Below are 14,024 nucleotides of genomic sequence, written 5' to 3' on the forward strand. Positions count from 1 at the left end.
AGCTCGCGACATCACCCGAAACGCTACGCACGGTTGCACTCAGGTGCCATTCTGTGTTTCTGCCTCGAAAGTCAGGTTAATCGGGCGTTCGACGACAGCTTATTTTCGCTACGACAAAACGCCGTCAAGGCCCATTTCTGCGGGGTTTCGACCGGTTTTGTGATGCCTAGCAGACAAGCCCTTTGCTGTCGAGATATGGCGCTCGTGGTCCTTTGCGTATACTGCGCAAATGTTTTCCCCAACGGCTTTGCGTCCGCGATTCGCCAAATGGCTGATCGCAACCGGACTCTTCCTGATGCTCGGTGGCTGTGTTGATAAACCCAACACGCTCGAGCGCGTAAAGGAGGATGGTGTGCTGCGGGTGGTCACCCGTAACAGCCCCGCCACCTACTTTCAGGATCGCAACGGTGAAACCGGCTTCGAATACGAGCTGGTGAAACGCTTCGCCGACGATCTGGGGGTCGAGCTGAAGATCGAGACCGCCGACAACCTCGACGACCTGTTCAATCAGGTGGGCAAGCCAAACGGCCCGGTGCTGGCGGCTGCCGGCCTGGTCAGCAGCGAAGAACGCAAGAAGCAGGTGCGGTTTTCCCACTCTTATCTGGAAGTCACCCCACAAGTCATCTACCGCAATGGCCAGTCCCGCCCTACCGAGGCGAAAGACCTGGTGGGCAAGAAGATCATGGTGCTCAAGGGCAGCACCCACGCCGAACAACTGGCGCAACTGAAACAGAAATTTCCCGGCATCGAATACGAAGAGTCCGACGCAGTCGAGGTCGTCGATCTCCTGCGCATGGTGGACGAAGGTCAGATCGACCTGACCCTGGTGGATTCCAACGAAGTCGCGATGAACCAGGTGTATTTCACCAACATCCGGGTGGCCTTTGACCTGGGCGACGCCAGGGACCAGAGCTGGGCCGTGGCACCTGGCGATGACAACAGCCTGCTCAACGAGATCAACGACTACCTGGACAAGGTCAAGAAAAACGGCACCCTGCAACGCCTCAAAGACCGCTACTACGGGCACGTCGACGTCCTCGGCTACATGGGCGCCACGACCTTCGCCCAACACTTGCAGCAACGCCTGCCCAAGTACGAACAGCACTTCAAGGCCTACGCCAAGAAAGAGAAAGTCGACTGGCGCCTGCTGGCGGCAGTCGGCTACCAGGAATCCCTGTGGCAACCGGCCGTGACCTCCAAGACCGGCGTGCGCGGCCTGATGATGCTGACCCAGAACACCGCGCAAGCGATGGGCGTGTCCAACCGCCTCGACCCCAAGCAAAGCATCATGGGCGGCGCCAAGTACCTGGCTTACATGAAAGATCAGTTGGATGAGTCAATTCAGGAACCGGATCGCACCTGGTTTGCCCTGGCAGCCTACAACGTGGGCAGCGGACACCTGGATGACGCGCGCAAACTGGCGGCCAAGGAAGGGCTGAACCCGGACAAGTGGCTGGACGTGAAGAAGATCCTGCCGCGCCTGTCCGAGAAGAAGTGGTACAGCAAGACCCGTTACGGCTACGCCCGGGGCGGCGAACCCGTACATTTCGTGGCCAACATCCGTCGCTACTACGACATCCTGACCTGGGTCACGCAGCCGCAGCTTGAAGGCGATCAGGTGGCCGAGGGCAAACTGTTGGTACCGGGTATCGACAAGACCAAGCCGGCCCAGGAACCTGCACCACTCTGATCCCGACACCTTCAATCAAATGTGGGAGCCAGCCTGCTGGCGATAGAGGTTTATCATTCAACATCTTTGTTGACTGACACTCCGCCATCGCCAGCAGGCTGGCTCCCACATTGGTTTTGTGTTGTTGCTTAAGCCTTGGCAGCCGCCGCCAGAATCAGTGCCTTCATCTCCGAAACAGCCGATTTAAAGCCTACAAACAAGGCATGGGCCACCAACGCATGGCCGATGTTCAGTTCGTTGATACCCTTGATCGCTGCCACTGCCTCAACGTTGTGATAATGCAGACCGTGGCCGGCATTGACGATCAGCCCCTGGGCCAGACCGAACGCCACGCCATCGGCAACGCGCTTCAACTCCTCAGCCACGTCGGTCGGCGTTTCGGCATCGGCGTAACGGCCGGTGTGCAGCTCGATGGCCGGGGCCCCAACGCGACGGGAAGCCTCGATCTGCCGCTCGTCGGCATCGATGAACAGCGATACTTCCGAGCCGATCTTCGACAGGCGCTCCACAGCGGCCTTGATCCGCGCTTCCTGTCCCGCCACGTCCAGACCGCCTTCGGTCGTCAGCTCCTGACGGGTTTCCGGGACCAGGCAAATGTGTGCCGGGCGAATGCGCTCGGCGAACGCCATCATTTCTTCGGTGACGCCCATTTCGAAGTTCATGCGGGTTTGCAGCACATCCTTGAGCAGCAGTACGTCGCGCTCCTGGATATGCCGGCGGTCTTCACGCAAATGCACGGTGATGCCGTCAGCGCCCGCCTCTTCCGCATCCAGTGCAGCCTTGACCGGGTCCGGGTAGCGTGTCCCCCGGGCCTGACGCAGGGTGGCAACGTGGTCGATGTTCACGCCAAGAAGAATGCGGGTGCTGGTGGTCACGGAAGCGCTCCAGAAGAAGAGAAAGTTCGGTGCACAGCATACACGGGGAATTTACGGCTTTCGAAACAACTCTCTGGAAACCAGTGGCCGGCCGCCCAAGTGGACAGCCAATGCCTGACGCATCAGACGCTTGGCGGCGGACAACGCACCAGGCGCAGACCAGTCGGCTTCAGCCATCGCCAGCAACTCGACGCCATTGAACAGCCCCGGTTGCAGTAGATGGACTCGTTCCAGTCCAGCATCCACTTGCAGGCGATAAAGGCCATCCGGGGCGATAGGCTCACCATGCAGGTCGGTATTGAGTGCGAAGCCATAACCGAGATCGTCCAGCAATCGCCATTCGAACGAACGCAACAGCGGCTCCAGCGGTCGCCCCTCAGCCAGGGCCAGCAATGTGGCGGCGTAATGGTCGAACACGCCGGGATGCGGGTCCTCGGCAGGCAACAGGCGGATCAGCAGTTCATTGAGGTACAAGCCACTGAACAGCGCCTCGCCGTGGAGCCAGGTCGACACACCGGCACTTTCCATACGCCCGACATTCTTCAGCTCGCCACGCCCACGAAATTCGACTTCCAGTGGCACGAACGGTCTCGCCAATGTGCCTGCCTTGCCCCGCGCACTGCGCAATACCGCCCGCAGCCGACCTTGCGGCGTCAGGAAGTCCACCAGCGCACTGCTTTCGCGGTAGGCGCGGGAGTGGAGGACGTAGGCGGGTTGGCCGAGGGGCTGGGACATGGAGCTCTCAGTAAGGAAACGGTTTTACAACCACCCAAAAACCAATGTGGGAGCGAGCCTGCTCGCGAAAGCGATATAACAGTCAACATCAATGCTGAATGTTACATCCTCTTCGCGAGCAGGCTCGCTCCCACAGTGGATCTTTGTTGACTTACAGGTCGCCGTAACCCAACGAACGCAGTGCACGCTCGTCATCGGACCAGCCACCCTTAACTTTCACCCAGAGGTTAAGCATGATCTTGGAGTCGAACAGCAGCTCCATGTCCTTGCGCGCCTCGGTGCCGATGCGCTTGATGCGCTCGCCCTTGTCGCCAATGATGATTTTCTTCTGGCCGTCACGTTCGACGAGGATCAACGCATGAATGTGCAGGGTTTTCCCCTGCTGCTTGAACTCTTCGATTTCGACGGTGATCTGGTACGGCAGCTCGGCGCCCATTTGGCGCATGATTTTTTCGCGCACCAGCTCAGCGGCCAGGAAACGACTGCTACGGTCGGTAATCTGGTCTTCCGGGAAGAAGTGATCGTTTTCCGGAAGTTGCTCGGCAATCACTCGCTCCAGCGCATCGAGGTTGTGCCCGTGCTGGGCCGAAATCGGGATGATCTGCGCGTTCGGCAGCTGTTCCTGCAACCAGGACAGGTGCGGCATCAGCTCAGCCTTGTCCTCGATGCGGTCAGTCTTGTTCAACGCGACGATCAGCGGGCCGGTCACGTATTGCACGCGCTCCAGGACCATCTGGTCCTCTTCGGTCCACTTGGTGCGATCAACCACGAAGATCACCACGTCGACGTCTTTCAACGCCGCCGAAGCGGTCTTGTTCATGTAGCGATTCAGGGCCTTTTCGCCACCCTTGTGCATGCCAGGCGTGTCGACATAGATCGCTTGCACGTCGCCTTCGGTCTTGATGCCGAGCATGTTATGACGGGTGGTTTGCGGCTTGCGCGAGGTGATTGCCAGCTTCTGACCCAGGATGTGGTTCAGCAGCGTGGACTTGCCCACGTTCGGACGGCCGACGATGGCAACATAGCCACAGCGAGTTGCGTTTGAATCAGTCATTGCCATTCTCCACGCCCAGGGCAATCAGTGCTGCGGCGGCCGCTACCTGTTCGGCAATACGACGGCTCACACCCTGACCTCGGCTTTTTTCATTCAGTAGGATGATTTCGCATTCGACGAAGAACGTCCGGCAATGCGGTTCACCCTGGATATCCACCACTTCGTAACGCGGCAGCTCACAACCACGGGACTGCAAGAACTCTTGCAGGCGGGTTTTCGGATCCTTGTTGGTGTCGACCAGCGTCAAGCCTTCGAACTCGCCGGCCAGCCAGGCCAGTACGCGCTCACGGGCGACTTCGATGCCAGCGTCCAGATAGATCGCACCGATCAACGCTTCCAGGGCATCAGCCAGAATCGACTCACGACGAAAACCGCCGCTTTTCAACTCGCCGGAACCCAGGCGCAGGTATTCGCCCAGATCGAAACCACGGGCCAGCACGGCCAGGGTCTCACCTTTCACCAAGCGTGCGCGCAAACGCGACAACTGGCCTTCGCGGGCCAACGGGAAGCGATCGAACAGCGCCTCGCCAGCGACGAAGTTGAGGATGGCATCACCGAGGAATTCCAGGCGTTCGTTGTTACGCCCGGCAAAACTGCGGTGAGTCAGGGCCAGGACCATCAGTTCCTGATCCTTGAAGGTGTAACCGAGCTGACGCTCGAGACGGCTTAAGGAGACGCTCACGGTTTACCCACGCTGAGTTCGTGGTTGGATTCCACCGCCATCGCCGGAAATTGGCGCAGGCTAGGGACAATTAAAGCTGTGTTCAAAAATAACGTCCTGAATATCGTTGGCTTCATGCTTCCGGTGCCGATTGTGCCGGCTCCAGAAATGCATTCGGCGCTGTGTTCAACAGCGCCGTGTTTGATTACTGGATCAGGCCAACCCGCGAGAAATTCGGCAGGTGACTGAGTTTGGGTTCCGGCCAGCTCATCCAGACTGCAAAGGCCTTGCCGACGATATTCTTGTCGGGAACCATGCCCAGCAGATCCTTGGGAATGCTCGGATCATCCCAGTAGCGACTGTCGTTCGAGTTGTCGCGGTTGTCGCCCATCATGAAGTAGTGCCCGGCAGGCACGGTCCAGGTACGGTCCGGCGTTGCCCGGTAGCGGCTCATTTCCTTGCGGATCAGGTGCTCGGCGACACCGAGTTTTTCCTTGTAAAGCTCGGCACTGCCCAACGTGCCCGGTTCAGAACCGACCAGTTGCTCGGCAATCGACTCACCGTTGACGAACAGGCGCTTGTCGGCGGTGTAACGAACCTGATCACCCGGCAAGCCAACGACACGCTTGATGTAGTTGACGTTAGGGTCGCTCGGATAGCGGAAGACCATCACATCACCGCGTTGTGGTTCACCGACCTCGATGATTTTCTTGTCGATCACCGGCAAGCGGATCCCGTAGGAAAACTTGCTCACCAGAATGAAGTCGCCAACGTCCAGGGTCGGCTTCATCGAACCGGACGGGATCTGGAACGGTTCCACCAGGAACGAACGCAGCACCAGCACGATGAACAACACCGGGAAGAACGACTTGCCGTATTCAACCAGCAGCGGCTCTTTGTTCAGCTTCTCGACCACCACCACATCGGGCTGGCTGACGCTGCCCTCGTAGGAGGCGACGGCAGCCCGCCGACGCGGCGCCAGGAACAGCACATCAAGCAACGCCAACAGGCCGCAGACGAACACGGCGATGACCAGCAACAGCGGGAAATTTAGTGACATAGGACCTAACTATCCAACCTGAGCACGGCAAGGAAGGCTTCTTGTGGAATTTCCACGTTACCGACCTGTTTCATGCGTTTTTTACCGGCCTTTTGCTTTTCCAGCAGCTTTTTCTTACGGCTGACGTCACCGCCGTAGCATTTGGCCAATACGTTCTTTCTGAGTGCCTTGACGGTTGTACGCGCCACAATCTGACCGCCAATGGCGGCCTGGATTGCCACGTCGAACATCTGCCGCGGAATCAGGTCTTTCATCTTCTCGGTCAACTGGCGACCTTTGTAGTGCGAGTTGTCACGGTGCACGATCAGCGCCAGGGCATCGACCTTGTCGCCGTTGATCAGCACGTCCAGTTTCACCAGATTAGCCGATTGGTATCGATCGAAATGGTAGTCCAGCGAAGCATAGCCGCGGCTGGTGGATTTCAGGCGGTCGAAGAAGTCCAGGACCACTTCGTTCATCGGCAGGTCGTAAGTCACTTGCACCTGGGAACCAAGGAACAGCATGTCGACCTGAACACCGCGTTTTTCGATGCACAGGGTAATGACGTTGCCCAGATGCTCCTGCGGCACCAGGATATTGGCGCGCACGATCGGCTCGCGCATGTCTTCGATCGACGAGACATCTGGCAGCTTGGACGGGTTGTCGACGTAGATCGTCTCACCGGTTTTGAGCACCAGTTCGAAGATTACCGTCGGCGCCGTGGTGATCAGATCCAGGTCATATTCGCGCTCCAGGCGCTCCTGGATGATTTCCATGTGCAACATGCCGAGGAAACCGCAACGGAAACCGAAGCCCAAGGCATCGGAGCTTTCCGGCGTGTATTGCAGCGACGAGTCATTGAGGGTCAGCTTTTGCAGCGCTTCGCGGAAGTCCTCGAAATCGTCGGAACTGACCGGGAACAGACCGGCATATACCTGCGGCTGGATGCGTTTGAAACCAGGCAGAACCTCGACGTCCGGTGTGGAAGCAAGGGTCAGGGTGTCACCCACCGGTGCACCGTGAATGTCCTTGATGCTTGCGATGATGAAACCCACTTCGCCGGCTTTCAGGTCGGCAGTCGCGGTGTGTTTGGGGTTGAATACACCGACGCTGTCCACCAGGTGGACCTTGCCGGTGGATTTGACCAGAATCTTGTCACCCTTTTTCACGCGACCGTGGCGCACACGCACCAAGGACACAACGCCCAGGTAATTGTCGAACCAGGAGTCGATGATCAACGCTTGCAGCGGATCTTCGATGTTGCCCGTCGGCGCAGGAATGGTCGTTACCAGACGCTCGAGCACTTCGTCGACACCCAGGCCGGTCTTGGCGCTGCAAGTGACGGCGTCGGTGGCGTCGATGCCGATGATCTTCTCGATCTCGTCCTTGACGCGCTCTGGCTCGGCCTGTGGCAGGTCGATCTTGTTCAGAACCGGCATCACTTCCAGGCCCTGCTCGATCGCCGTGTAGCAGTTGGCAACCGACTGTGCTTCCACGCCCTGACCGGCATCGACCACCAGCAGCGCGCCTTCACAGGCCGCCAGCGAGCGGCTGACTTCGTAGGTGAAGTCAACGTGGCCCGGGGTGTCAATGAAGTTCAGCTGGTAGTTGATACCATCTTTGGCTTTGTAATAGAGAGTAACGCTGTGAGCCTTGATGGTGATCCCGCGCTCACGCTCAAGGTCCATGGAATCCAGTACCTGGGCTTCCATTTCACGCTCGGCCAGGCCGCCGCACATCTGGATGAAACGATCGGCCAGCGTCGACTTGCCATGGTCAATGTGGGCGATGATGGAGAAATTGCGGATATGACTCAAATCACTCACGGATCAACACTCAAAAAGGCTGCAGGCATAGCCCGCCGAAAAATAGCCGGGAATTGTACCTGATCCACGGCGCAAGCGTCACGTTCGCAGGTCAGACGGCGCGTACAAAAACGCCCCGGTCCTAGGACAGGGGCGTTATTTTGACGCGTGAAACCGGGAATACCTCGCCCTCAGCCGGCGCGGCGCAACAGCCAGAGCCCGGCCAGGGCGCAAATACTGGCCGGCACCAGCACCGCAAAGAGCGGCGAGAAACCGAACACCAGGCTCGAAGGCCCCAGCAAATCCTGGGCAATACGGAAGGTGAAACCCACCAGCACACCGGTAAACACCCGCTGGCCGAGGGTCACCGAGCGCAACGGACCGAAAATAAAGGAAATCGCCATCAGCACCAGTGCGGCGGTGACCAGTGGCTGCAACACCTTGACCCAAAATGCCAGCCAGTACCGGCCATTGTTCAATCCTTGATCCGCCAGGTAGTGGATGTACCCCCACAGACCGCTGATCGACAGCGAGTCAGGCGCCATGACTACCGTGCTCAGCAACTGCGGGCTCAACGCCACGTCCCAGCGCTCGACCGGTGCGCTGACCACTTCCGTGCTCTTTTCATGGAACAGCGTGGTGGTGACATCACTCAACTGCCAGTGATCCTTATCGAACTCCGCACGCTTGGCGAAGCTCGACGACAGCATGTGGCGCTGATCGTCGAAGCGATAGCGGGTCACCCCATACAGCAGGCCGTTGGGTTGAACGGAGTTGACGTGGATGAACTCCTCACCCTGACGGTGCCACAAACCGTGCTTGGCGCTCTGCGCATCGCCACTGCCCTGGGCCAGCGAACGATTGGCCTGTGCGGTGCTTTCGGTGGCTGGCGCGACGTACTCACCAATCAGCAACCCCACCACCATCAGCACCAGCATTGGCTTCATGACCGCCCAGACGATCCGTCCGATCGAGACCCCGGCGGCGCGCATGATGGTCAGTTCGCTGTTGCTGGCCAGGCTGCCGAGACCGATCAGGCAACCGATCAGCGCGGCCATCGGCAGCATGTCGTAAAGCCGGCGCGGTGCGGTCAGCAATACATAACTGAGGATATCGACCAGGGTGTAGGTGTCACTGGCTTCACTCATCTCGTCGATGAACGCGAACAGGGTCGCCAGGCCGAGAATGATCCCCAGCACCGCCAGGATCGCCATGAACACACTGCTGCCGATATAGCGGTCCAGTTTAACCACGGGCCACCTCCAGCGCTGCGCGGCGACTCGCCATTTTCAGGCGCAAGGGCTCCCAGTAAAGCAAGCCAAGGCCAATGATCAGGAAAATCCCGTGTACCCACCACAAGCCGATTGCCGGCGGGATCTTGCCCTTTTCAAGGGCGCCGCGAGCGGCAATCAGGATGGTCAGGTACGCCATATAAAGAAGAATCGCCGGCAGCAGCTTGAGGAAACGACCCTGGCGCGGATTGACCCGCGACAGCGGTACCGCCATCAAGGTCACGACGAACACCAGCAGCGGCAAGGACAATCGCCATTGCAGCTCGGTACGGGAACGGATGTCATCATTACCCATCAAGGACGCGGTGGTCATGGCATCCCGATCTGTCACTTCGTCGCTGACATCCGGCTTGGGCAGCAGCACGCCGTACTCTTCGTACTTGATCGCCCGGTAATCGGCTTGCCCCGGATTACCGTCATAACGGTAGCCATTGTCGAGAATCAGGTAGCGATTGCCGTCAGGGCGAATTTCCTGACGCCCCTTCTCCGCCACCAGCACGGAAATCCCGCGGTCCTTCTTGTCGGAGCTGATGTTCTTTTGCGAAATGAACACGCCACCCAGATTGATACGGTCATCCGACAACTGTTCGGTGTACGTCACCCGGGTTCCGTCGCGCAAGGCCTGGAAACGCCCGGGCTCCAAGGTATCGAATTCGGTCAGGGCATCTTGCTTGTTCAGCAGCAGCTGAAACTGATTGGCCCCCTGTGGCGCCAGGCTCAGGCTCAACCATGCAACCACCAGCGCCACCAGCGTGGCCGGGAACAGGGTCATGCGAAACAGGCGTTGCTGGCTCATACCGGTGGCGGAAAGCACGGTCATTTCACTTTCGAGATACAGGCGGCCGTACGCCAGCAGGATCCCGAGAAACAGGCCCAGCGGCAGGATCAGTTGCAGGAAGCCCGGCAGACGAAAGCCCATGATCAGGAACAGCGAACCCGGATCCAGCTGACCCGAGGCCGCTTGCGCGAGGTATTTGATGAAACGTCCGCTCATGATGATGACCAGCAGCACGGCGCTGACGGCGCTCAAGGTCAACAGGACTTCGCGGGATAGATAACGGAAGACGATCAAACCAGACACTCCAGGGTTGTCAGGCTAAGGCGGCCGAACAAGCAAACAGATCAGACAGCCCGCAAGACAGAGCCGCCGAAAAAGATGGCGCATTATCCTGTGATTGGGTGCGCCTGTCACTGCGCAATGCATCTCTCCCTTGTGGGAGCGAGCCTGCCCGCGATGGGCGTCAACGATGACGCGAACTGACTGAAAGCCAGCGTTGACGGGATGCCCATCGCGAGCAGGCTCGCTCCTGCACATTAATGTTGTCGAGGGTTGTCAGGCGCCGGTAGCGAGGTTCAAACTGCGGCCTTCGTCGCCGGACATTACCGGCGCCTTCTTTTTTATAAGCAAGCGACGCACACCTGCTGACGAGCGCTTGCGAGTTGACCATCAATTCAGGGACCCGGACATGGAACTGGTTGTAAAAAGCGTTAACCCGGAAACGTTGAAGACCGCCACGCTGGTAGTCGCCGTCGGCGAAGGCCGCAAGCTCGGTGCCGCCGCCAAACAACTCGACGAACTCAGTGGCGGCGCGATCAGCGCCGTGCTCAAGCGTGGCGACCTGGTCGGCAAAGTCGGTCAGAGCCTGTTGCTGCACAGCCTGCCGAACCTGAAAGCCGAACGCGTTCTGCTGGTCGGCGTTGGCAAAGATGAAGAACTGGGCGACCGTCCGTTCCGCAAAATCGTCGCGGGCGTGCTCAACACCCTCAAAGGCCTGGGCGGCAGCGACGCGGTACTGGCTCTGGACGAAATCGTGGTGAAAGGCCGCGACAGCTACGGCAAGACCCGCCTGCTGGCCGAAACCCTGGTGGACGGCGAGTACCAGTTCGACCAGTTCAAGAGCCAGAAAGCCGAACCGCGCGCCCTGAAGAAAATCACCCTGCTGACCATCAAGGCCGCTCAGGCTGAAGTGCAGCGCGCCGTGACCCACGCCACCGCCATCGCCAACGGCATGGCCTTCACCCGCAACCTGGGCAACCTGCCGCCGAACATCTGCCACCCGACCTTCCTCGGTGAGCAGGCGAAAAACCTCGGCAAGGAATTCAAGGATCTGAAAGTCGAAGTCCTCGACGAAAAGAAGATCAAGGCACTGGGCATGGGCTCGTTCTACGCCGTCGGCCAAGGCAGCGCCCAGCCACCGCGCCTGATCGTCATGCAATACAACGGCGGCAAGAAATCCGAGAAGCCGTACGCACTGGTTGGCAAGGGCATCACCTTCGACACCGGCGGCATCAGCCTCAAGCCGGGCGCCGGCATGGATGAAATGAAGTACGACATGGGCGGCGCCGCCAGTGTGTTCGGTACCCTGCGTGCCGTGCTCGAGCTGAAACTGCCGATTAACCTGGTGTGCATCCTGGCCTGCGCCGAAAACATGCCGAGCGGCACCGCTTCGCGCCCTGGCGACATCGTCACCACCATGAGCGGCCAGACCGTGGAAATCCTCAACACCGACGCCGAAGGCCGTTTGGTGCTGTGCGACGCCCTGACCTACTCCGAGCGTTTCAAACCGCAAGCGGTGATCGACATCGCTACCCTGACCGGCGCCTGCGTGGTGGCTCTGGGTTCCCACACGTCGGGCCTGCTGGGCAACAACGACGAACTGATCGATCAACTGCTGAGCGCCGGCAAGGCGGCCGACGACCGTGCCTGGCAGCTGCCGCTGTTCGATGAGTACCAGGAGCAACTGGACAGCCCGTTCGCCGACATCGCCAACATCGGCGGCCCGAAAGCAGGCACCATCACCGCGGCCTGCTTCCTGTCGCGCTTCGCCAAGAACCTGAACTGGGCTCACCTGGACATCGCTGGCACCGCCTGGACCAGCGGCGGCAAGGACAAGGGCGCCACTGGCCGTCCGGTTCCCCTGCTGACCCAATACCTGCTGGACCGCGCCAAAGCCTGAAACCGATGACCCCGGGCGGCGTCTCTTACGGGGGACGCCGCTCAGGGCTCAGGAAATGCAATGACCAAAGTCGACTTCTATATCCTGCCCAGTGCCGATCCCTCGGCACGCCTGGACTTCGCCTGCAAGCTCACCGAGAAAGCCTGGCGCATGGGCCACCGCGTCTACCTGCATTGCAGCGATGCCACCCAGCGCGACGATCTCGATACGCGCCTGTGGGCCTTCAAGGGCGAAAGTTTCGTGCCCCACGGCCCTGCCGAAAGCGAACCGGACAGCCTGATCGTACTGGGATGTGGCGATGACTGCGGTCAGCATCACGATTTACTGGTCAACCTCGACCTGAAGGTCCCGGCCTTTGCCCAACGCTTCGCCCGCGTGGCGGAAGTGGTGGTCGAAGACCCGGTGATCCGCCAGGCCGCGCGGGAGAGTTTCCGCTTCTACCGCGAACAGGGCTATCCTCTGCAAGATCACCGTTTACAGCGACTCTGAGCATTCCGATGGACACTCCAAAACCGCTGCAAAAACCCGTGGAATTGCTGGACGATCTTGAGTCGATCCGCCAATTGCTCGGCGATGACAACCTGCAACCGCCGCTACTGACCGACACGGTCGAAGCCGGTGACCAGGAACAGATTCCCATGCTGTTCGACACCGTCAACGACCCCGTGCCGACCGTCGAACCAACACCTCCCAAGCCCGCCGCCGAACCGGCGCCAAGCGCCAGCCAGAACGCCGACGCATTGCTGTACCTCGACAGCGAACTGCGCGCCGCCGCGCAATTGATCATGCAAGACGTGATCGACGACTTCGCCCCGCACATCGAAACCGAAATCAAACGTCGCCTGAGTGCACGGTTGGAGCGGTTGTTGAGTCAGTACAACGACTGAGTACAGCGTACCGTTTTACTGTAGGAGCGAGCTTGCTCGCGAAGAACGCGAACGATAACGCGTAAAATCAGATGCCCTGCGGCGTCCTTGAGTTTTTCGCGAGCAAGCTCGCTCCTACACGTTCAGGTACTGAGATAGCGCCCGATCAACGCGATCCCGCTCGCCAGCACCAGCCACGTCACCAGCCGCACGAAGGCCTCGCGAGACAAGCGCCTGGTCAAACGTCGCCCGGCCCACAGACCCAGCGCCATAGCCGGCAACAGACACAGCGCCAGCACCAGCAACGGCAACTCGGCATACACTCCTGCAATTACAAACAGACTCAGCCGCACCACCGTGCTGCAACTGATCAACGCGCTTTGGGTCGCCCGCGCTGCGTCCTTGGGCAATCGACTGTTCAGATAGATCGCATACAAAAAACCGCCGCTGCCAAACAACGCGCCGAACATCCCGCCCACCGTGCCCATCGGTAGCGCCCAAACCGCAGACAGTCGCGCCGGACGGGTCTTTATCCACAGGCTGTAAATCGCATAGGCACTGATGAACAGCCCCATCATCAGCAGCAACAGATCGGATTTCAGATTCAGCAGAAAAATCACCCCCAGGGTGCAGCCCAGGGCCATGCAGGGCAACAGTCGCAATAGCTCCGGCCTGGCCACGTCCCGTCGTGAAGGCAACAGATTGCCAAACGCGGCGACGAAATCCAGCAACACCAGCAGCGGCACGATTTTCGACAATGGCATGAACAGGATCAGTATCGGCCCGGCTACCAATGCGGTACCGAATCCGGCGATACCGAATACGATGTAAGCCAGAGCGACCCCTGCTCCAATCACCAGCCAATCCATTGCGTCGAACGGCCATTGGTTCAACAACTCAAGCACACCTTTCCCCTTCTTCCTTGAATATCACCGACGACTCTACCCCTGTGGGGGGGGGGGGGGGGGGGGGGGGGGGGGGGGGGGGGGGGGGGGGGGGGGGGGGGGGGGGGGGGGGGGGGGGGGGGGGGGGGGGGGGGGGGGGAGGGGG

Annotated in this window: 13 protein-coding genes; 4 read left to right on the forward strand and 9 right to left on the reverse strand. The window is 59.7% G+C overall.

Going from position 1 to position 14,024, the window contains the following annotated elements; translation table 11 throughout:
* Positions 1-229: 229 nt before the first annotated feature.
* Positions 230-1,690 (forward strand): membrane-bound lytic murein transglycosylase MltF, encoded by a 1,461-nt coding sequence (gene mltF / locus ACSFE6_RS16840; protein WP_435428684.1) that lies wholly within the window; start codon positions 230-232, stop codon positions 1,688-1,690.
* 128 nt (positions 1,691-1,818) lie between these two features.
* Here the strand turns inward: mltF and pdxJ are convergent, their stop codons facing one another.
* From pdxJ to lptF, 8 genes are all read right to left on the reverse strand, one after another.
* Complete coding sequence (gene pdxJ, locus ACSFE6_RS16845) at positions 1,819-2,565, reverse strand: pyridoxine 5'-phosphate synthase (protein WP_435428685.1); 747 nt, start codon at positions 2,563-2,565, stop codon at positions 1,819-1,821.
* A gap of 51 nt (positions 2,566-2,616) precedes the next feature.
* Positions 2,617-3,300 (reverse strand): DNA repair protein RecO, encoded by a 684-nt coding sequence (gene recO / locus ACSFE6_RS16850; RefSeq protein WP_435428686.1) that lies wholly within the window; start codon positions 3,298-3,300, stop codon positions 2,617-2,619.
* A 151-nt stretch (positions 3,301-3,451) separates the two neighbouring features.
* Complete coding sequence (era, locus tag ACSFE6_RS16855; RefSeq protein WP_433767444.1) at positions 3,452-4,354, reverse strand: GTPase Era; 903 nt, start codon at positions 4,352-4,354, stop codon at positions 3,452-3,454.
* On the reverse strand, positions 4,347-5,036 hold the full coding sequence (gene rnc / locus ACSFE6_RS16860) for a ribonuclease III (protein ID WP_095193756.1): 690 nt from the start codon (positions 5,034-5,036) through the stop codon (positions 4,347-4,349). The genes era and rnc overlap by 8 nt, the downstream gene beginning before the upstream one ends.
* 184 nt (positions 5,037-5,220) lie before the next feature.
* Positions 5,221-6,075: a signal peptidase I gene (gene lepB, locus ACSFE6_RS16865; RefSeq protein WP_435428687.1), complete on the reverse strand. Its 855-nt coding sequence runs from the start codon at positions 6,073-6,075 to the stop codon at positions 5,221-5,223.
* A gap of 5 nt (positions 6,076-6,080) precedes the next feature.
* A complete protein-coding gene (lepA, locus tag ACSFE6_RS16870; RefSeq protein ID WP_435428688.1) occupies positions 6,081-7,880 on the reverse strand; it encodes a translation elongation factor 4 in 1,800 nt (599 codons plus the stop codon).
* A 170-nt stretch (positions 7,881-8,050) separates the two neighbouring features.
* Positions 8,051-9,112, reverse strand: a complete 1,062-nt coding sequence (gene lptG, locus ACSFE6_RS16875) for an LPS export ABC transporter permease LptG (protein WP_435428689.1) — start codon at positions 9,110-9,112, stop codon at positions 8,051-8,053.
* On the reverse strand, positions 9,105-10,223 hold the full coding sequence (gene lptF, locus ACSFE6_RS16880; protein ID WP_435428690.1) for an LPS export ABC transporter permease LptF: 1,119 nt from the start codon (positions 10,221-10,223) through the stop codon (positions 9,105-9,107). The genes lptG and lptF overlap by 8 nt, the downstream gene beginning before the upstream one ends.
* A 394-nt stretch (positions 10,224-10,617) precedes the next feature.
* On the opposite strand from lptF, the gene ACSFE6_RS16885 reads away from it, so the two are divergent.
* Genes ACSFE6_RS16885 through ACSFE6_RS16895 form a run of 3 tightly spaced genes read left to right on the forward strand, consistent with a single transcriptional unit; the run spans position 10,618 to position 12,995 of the window.
* The gene (locus ACSFE6_RS16885) at positions 10,618-12,108 is read left to right on the forward strand and encodes a leucyl aminopeptidase (protein WP_435428691.1); all 1,491 of its coding nucleotides are present in this window, start codon (positions 10,618-10,620) and stop codon (positions 12,106-12,108) included.
* Positions 12,109-12,168: 60 nt separating this feature from the next.
* Positions 12,169-12,597 carry a DNA polymerase III subunit chi gene (locus tag ACSFE6_RS16890; RefSeq protein ID WP_435428692.1) on the forward strand — a complete coding sequence of 143 codons (429 nt, stop codon included), beginning with the start codon at positions 12,169-12,171 and terminating at the stop codon, positions 12,595-12,597.
* 8 nt (positions 12,598-12,605) lie between these two features.
* Positions 12,606-12,995: a DNA polymerase III subunit chi gene (locus ACSFE6_RS16895; protein WP_435428693.1), complete on the forward strand. Its 390-nt coding sequence runs from the start codon at positions 12,606-12,608 to the stop codon at positions 12,993-12,995.
* Between the two features lie 122 nt (positions 12,996-13,117).
* On the opposite strand, the gene ACSFE6_RS16900 is transcribed toward ACSFE6_RS16895, so the two are convergent.
* Entirely contained in the window at positions 13,118-13,843 is a 726-nt protein-coding gene (locus tag ACSFE6_RS16900) for a sulfite exporter TauE/SafE family protein (RefSeq protein WP_435428695.1), read from the reverse strand.
* Positions 13,844-14,024: the final 181 nt, after the last annotated feature.

Origin of the sequence: Pseudomonas baetica (assembly GCF_051216495.1) — a bacterium.
GTDB lineage: Bacteria > Pseudomonadota > Gammaproteobacteria > Pseudomonadales > Pseudomonadaceae > Aquipseudomonas > Aquipseudomonas baetica_B.

Bases quoted from the DNA above. Each gene is read 5' to 3' on its own strand.
- mltF (WP_435428684.1), top strand. From the start codon at position 230: ATGTTTTCCCCAACGGCTTTGCGTCCGCGATTCGCCAAATGGCTGATC.
- recO (WP_435428686.1), bottom strand. From the start codon at position 3,300: ATGTCCCAGCCCCTCGGCCAACCCGCCTACGTCCTCCACTCCCGCGCC.
- era (WP_433767444.1), bottom strand. From the start codon at position 4,354: ATGACTGATTCAAACGCAACTCGCTGTGGCTATGTTGCCATCGTCGGC.
- lepB (WP_435428687.1), bottom strand. From the start codon at position 6,075: ATGTCACTAAATTTCCCGCTGTTGCTGGTCATCGCCGTGTTCGTCTGC.
- ACSFE6_RS16885 (WP_435428691.1), top strand. From the start codon at position 10,618: ATGGAACTGGTTGTAAAAAGCGTTAACCCGGAAACGTTGAAGACCGCC.
- ACSFE6_RS16890 (WP_435428692.1), top strand. From the start codon at position 12,169: ATGACCAAAGTCGACTTCTATATCCTGCCCAGTGCCGATCCCTCGGCA.
- ACSFE6_RS16895 (WP_435428693.1), top strand. From the start codon at position 12,606: ATGGACACTCCAAAACCGCTGCAAAAACCCGTGGAATTGCTGGACGAT.
- ACSFE6_RS16900 (WP_435428695.1), bottom strand. From the start codon at position 13,843: ATGGATTGGCTGGTGATTGGAGCAGGGGTCGCTCTGGCTTACATCGTA.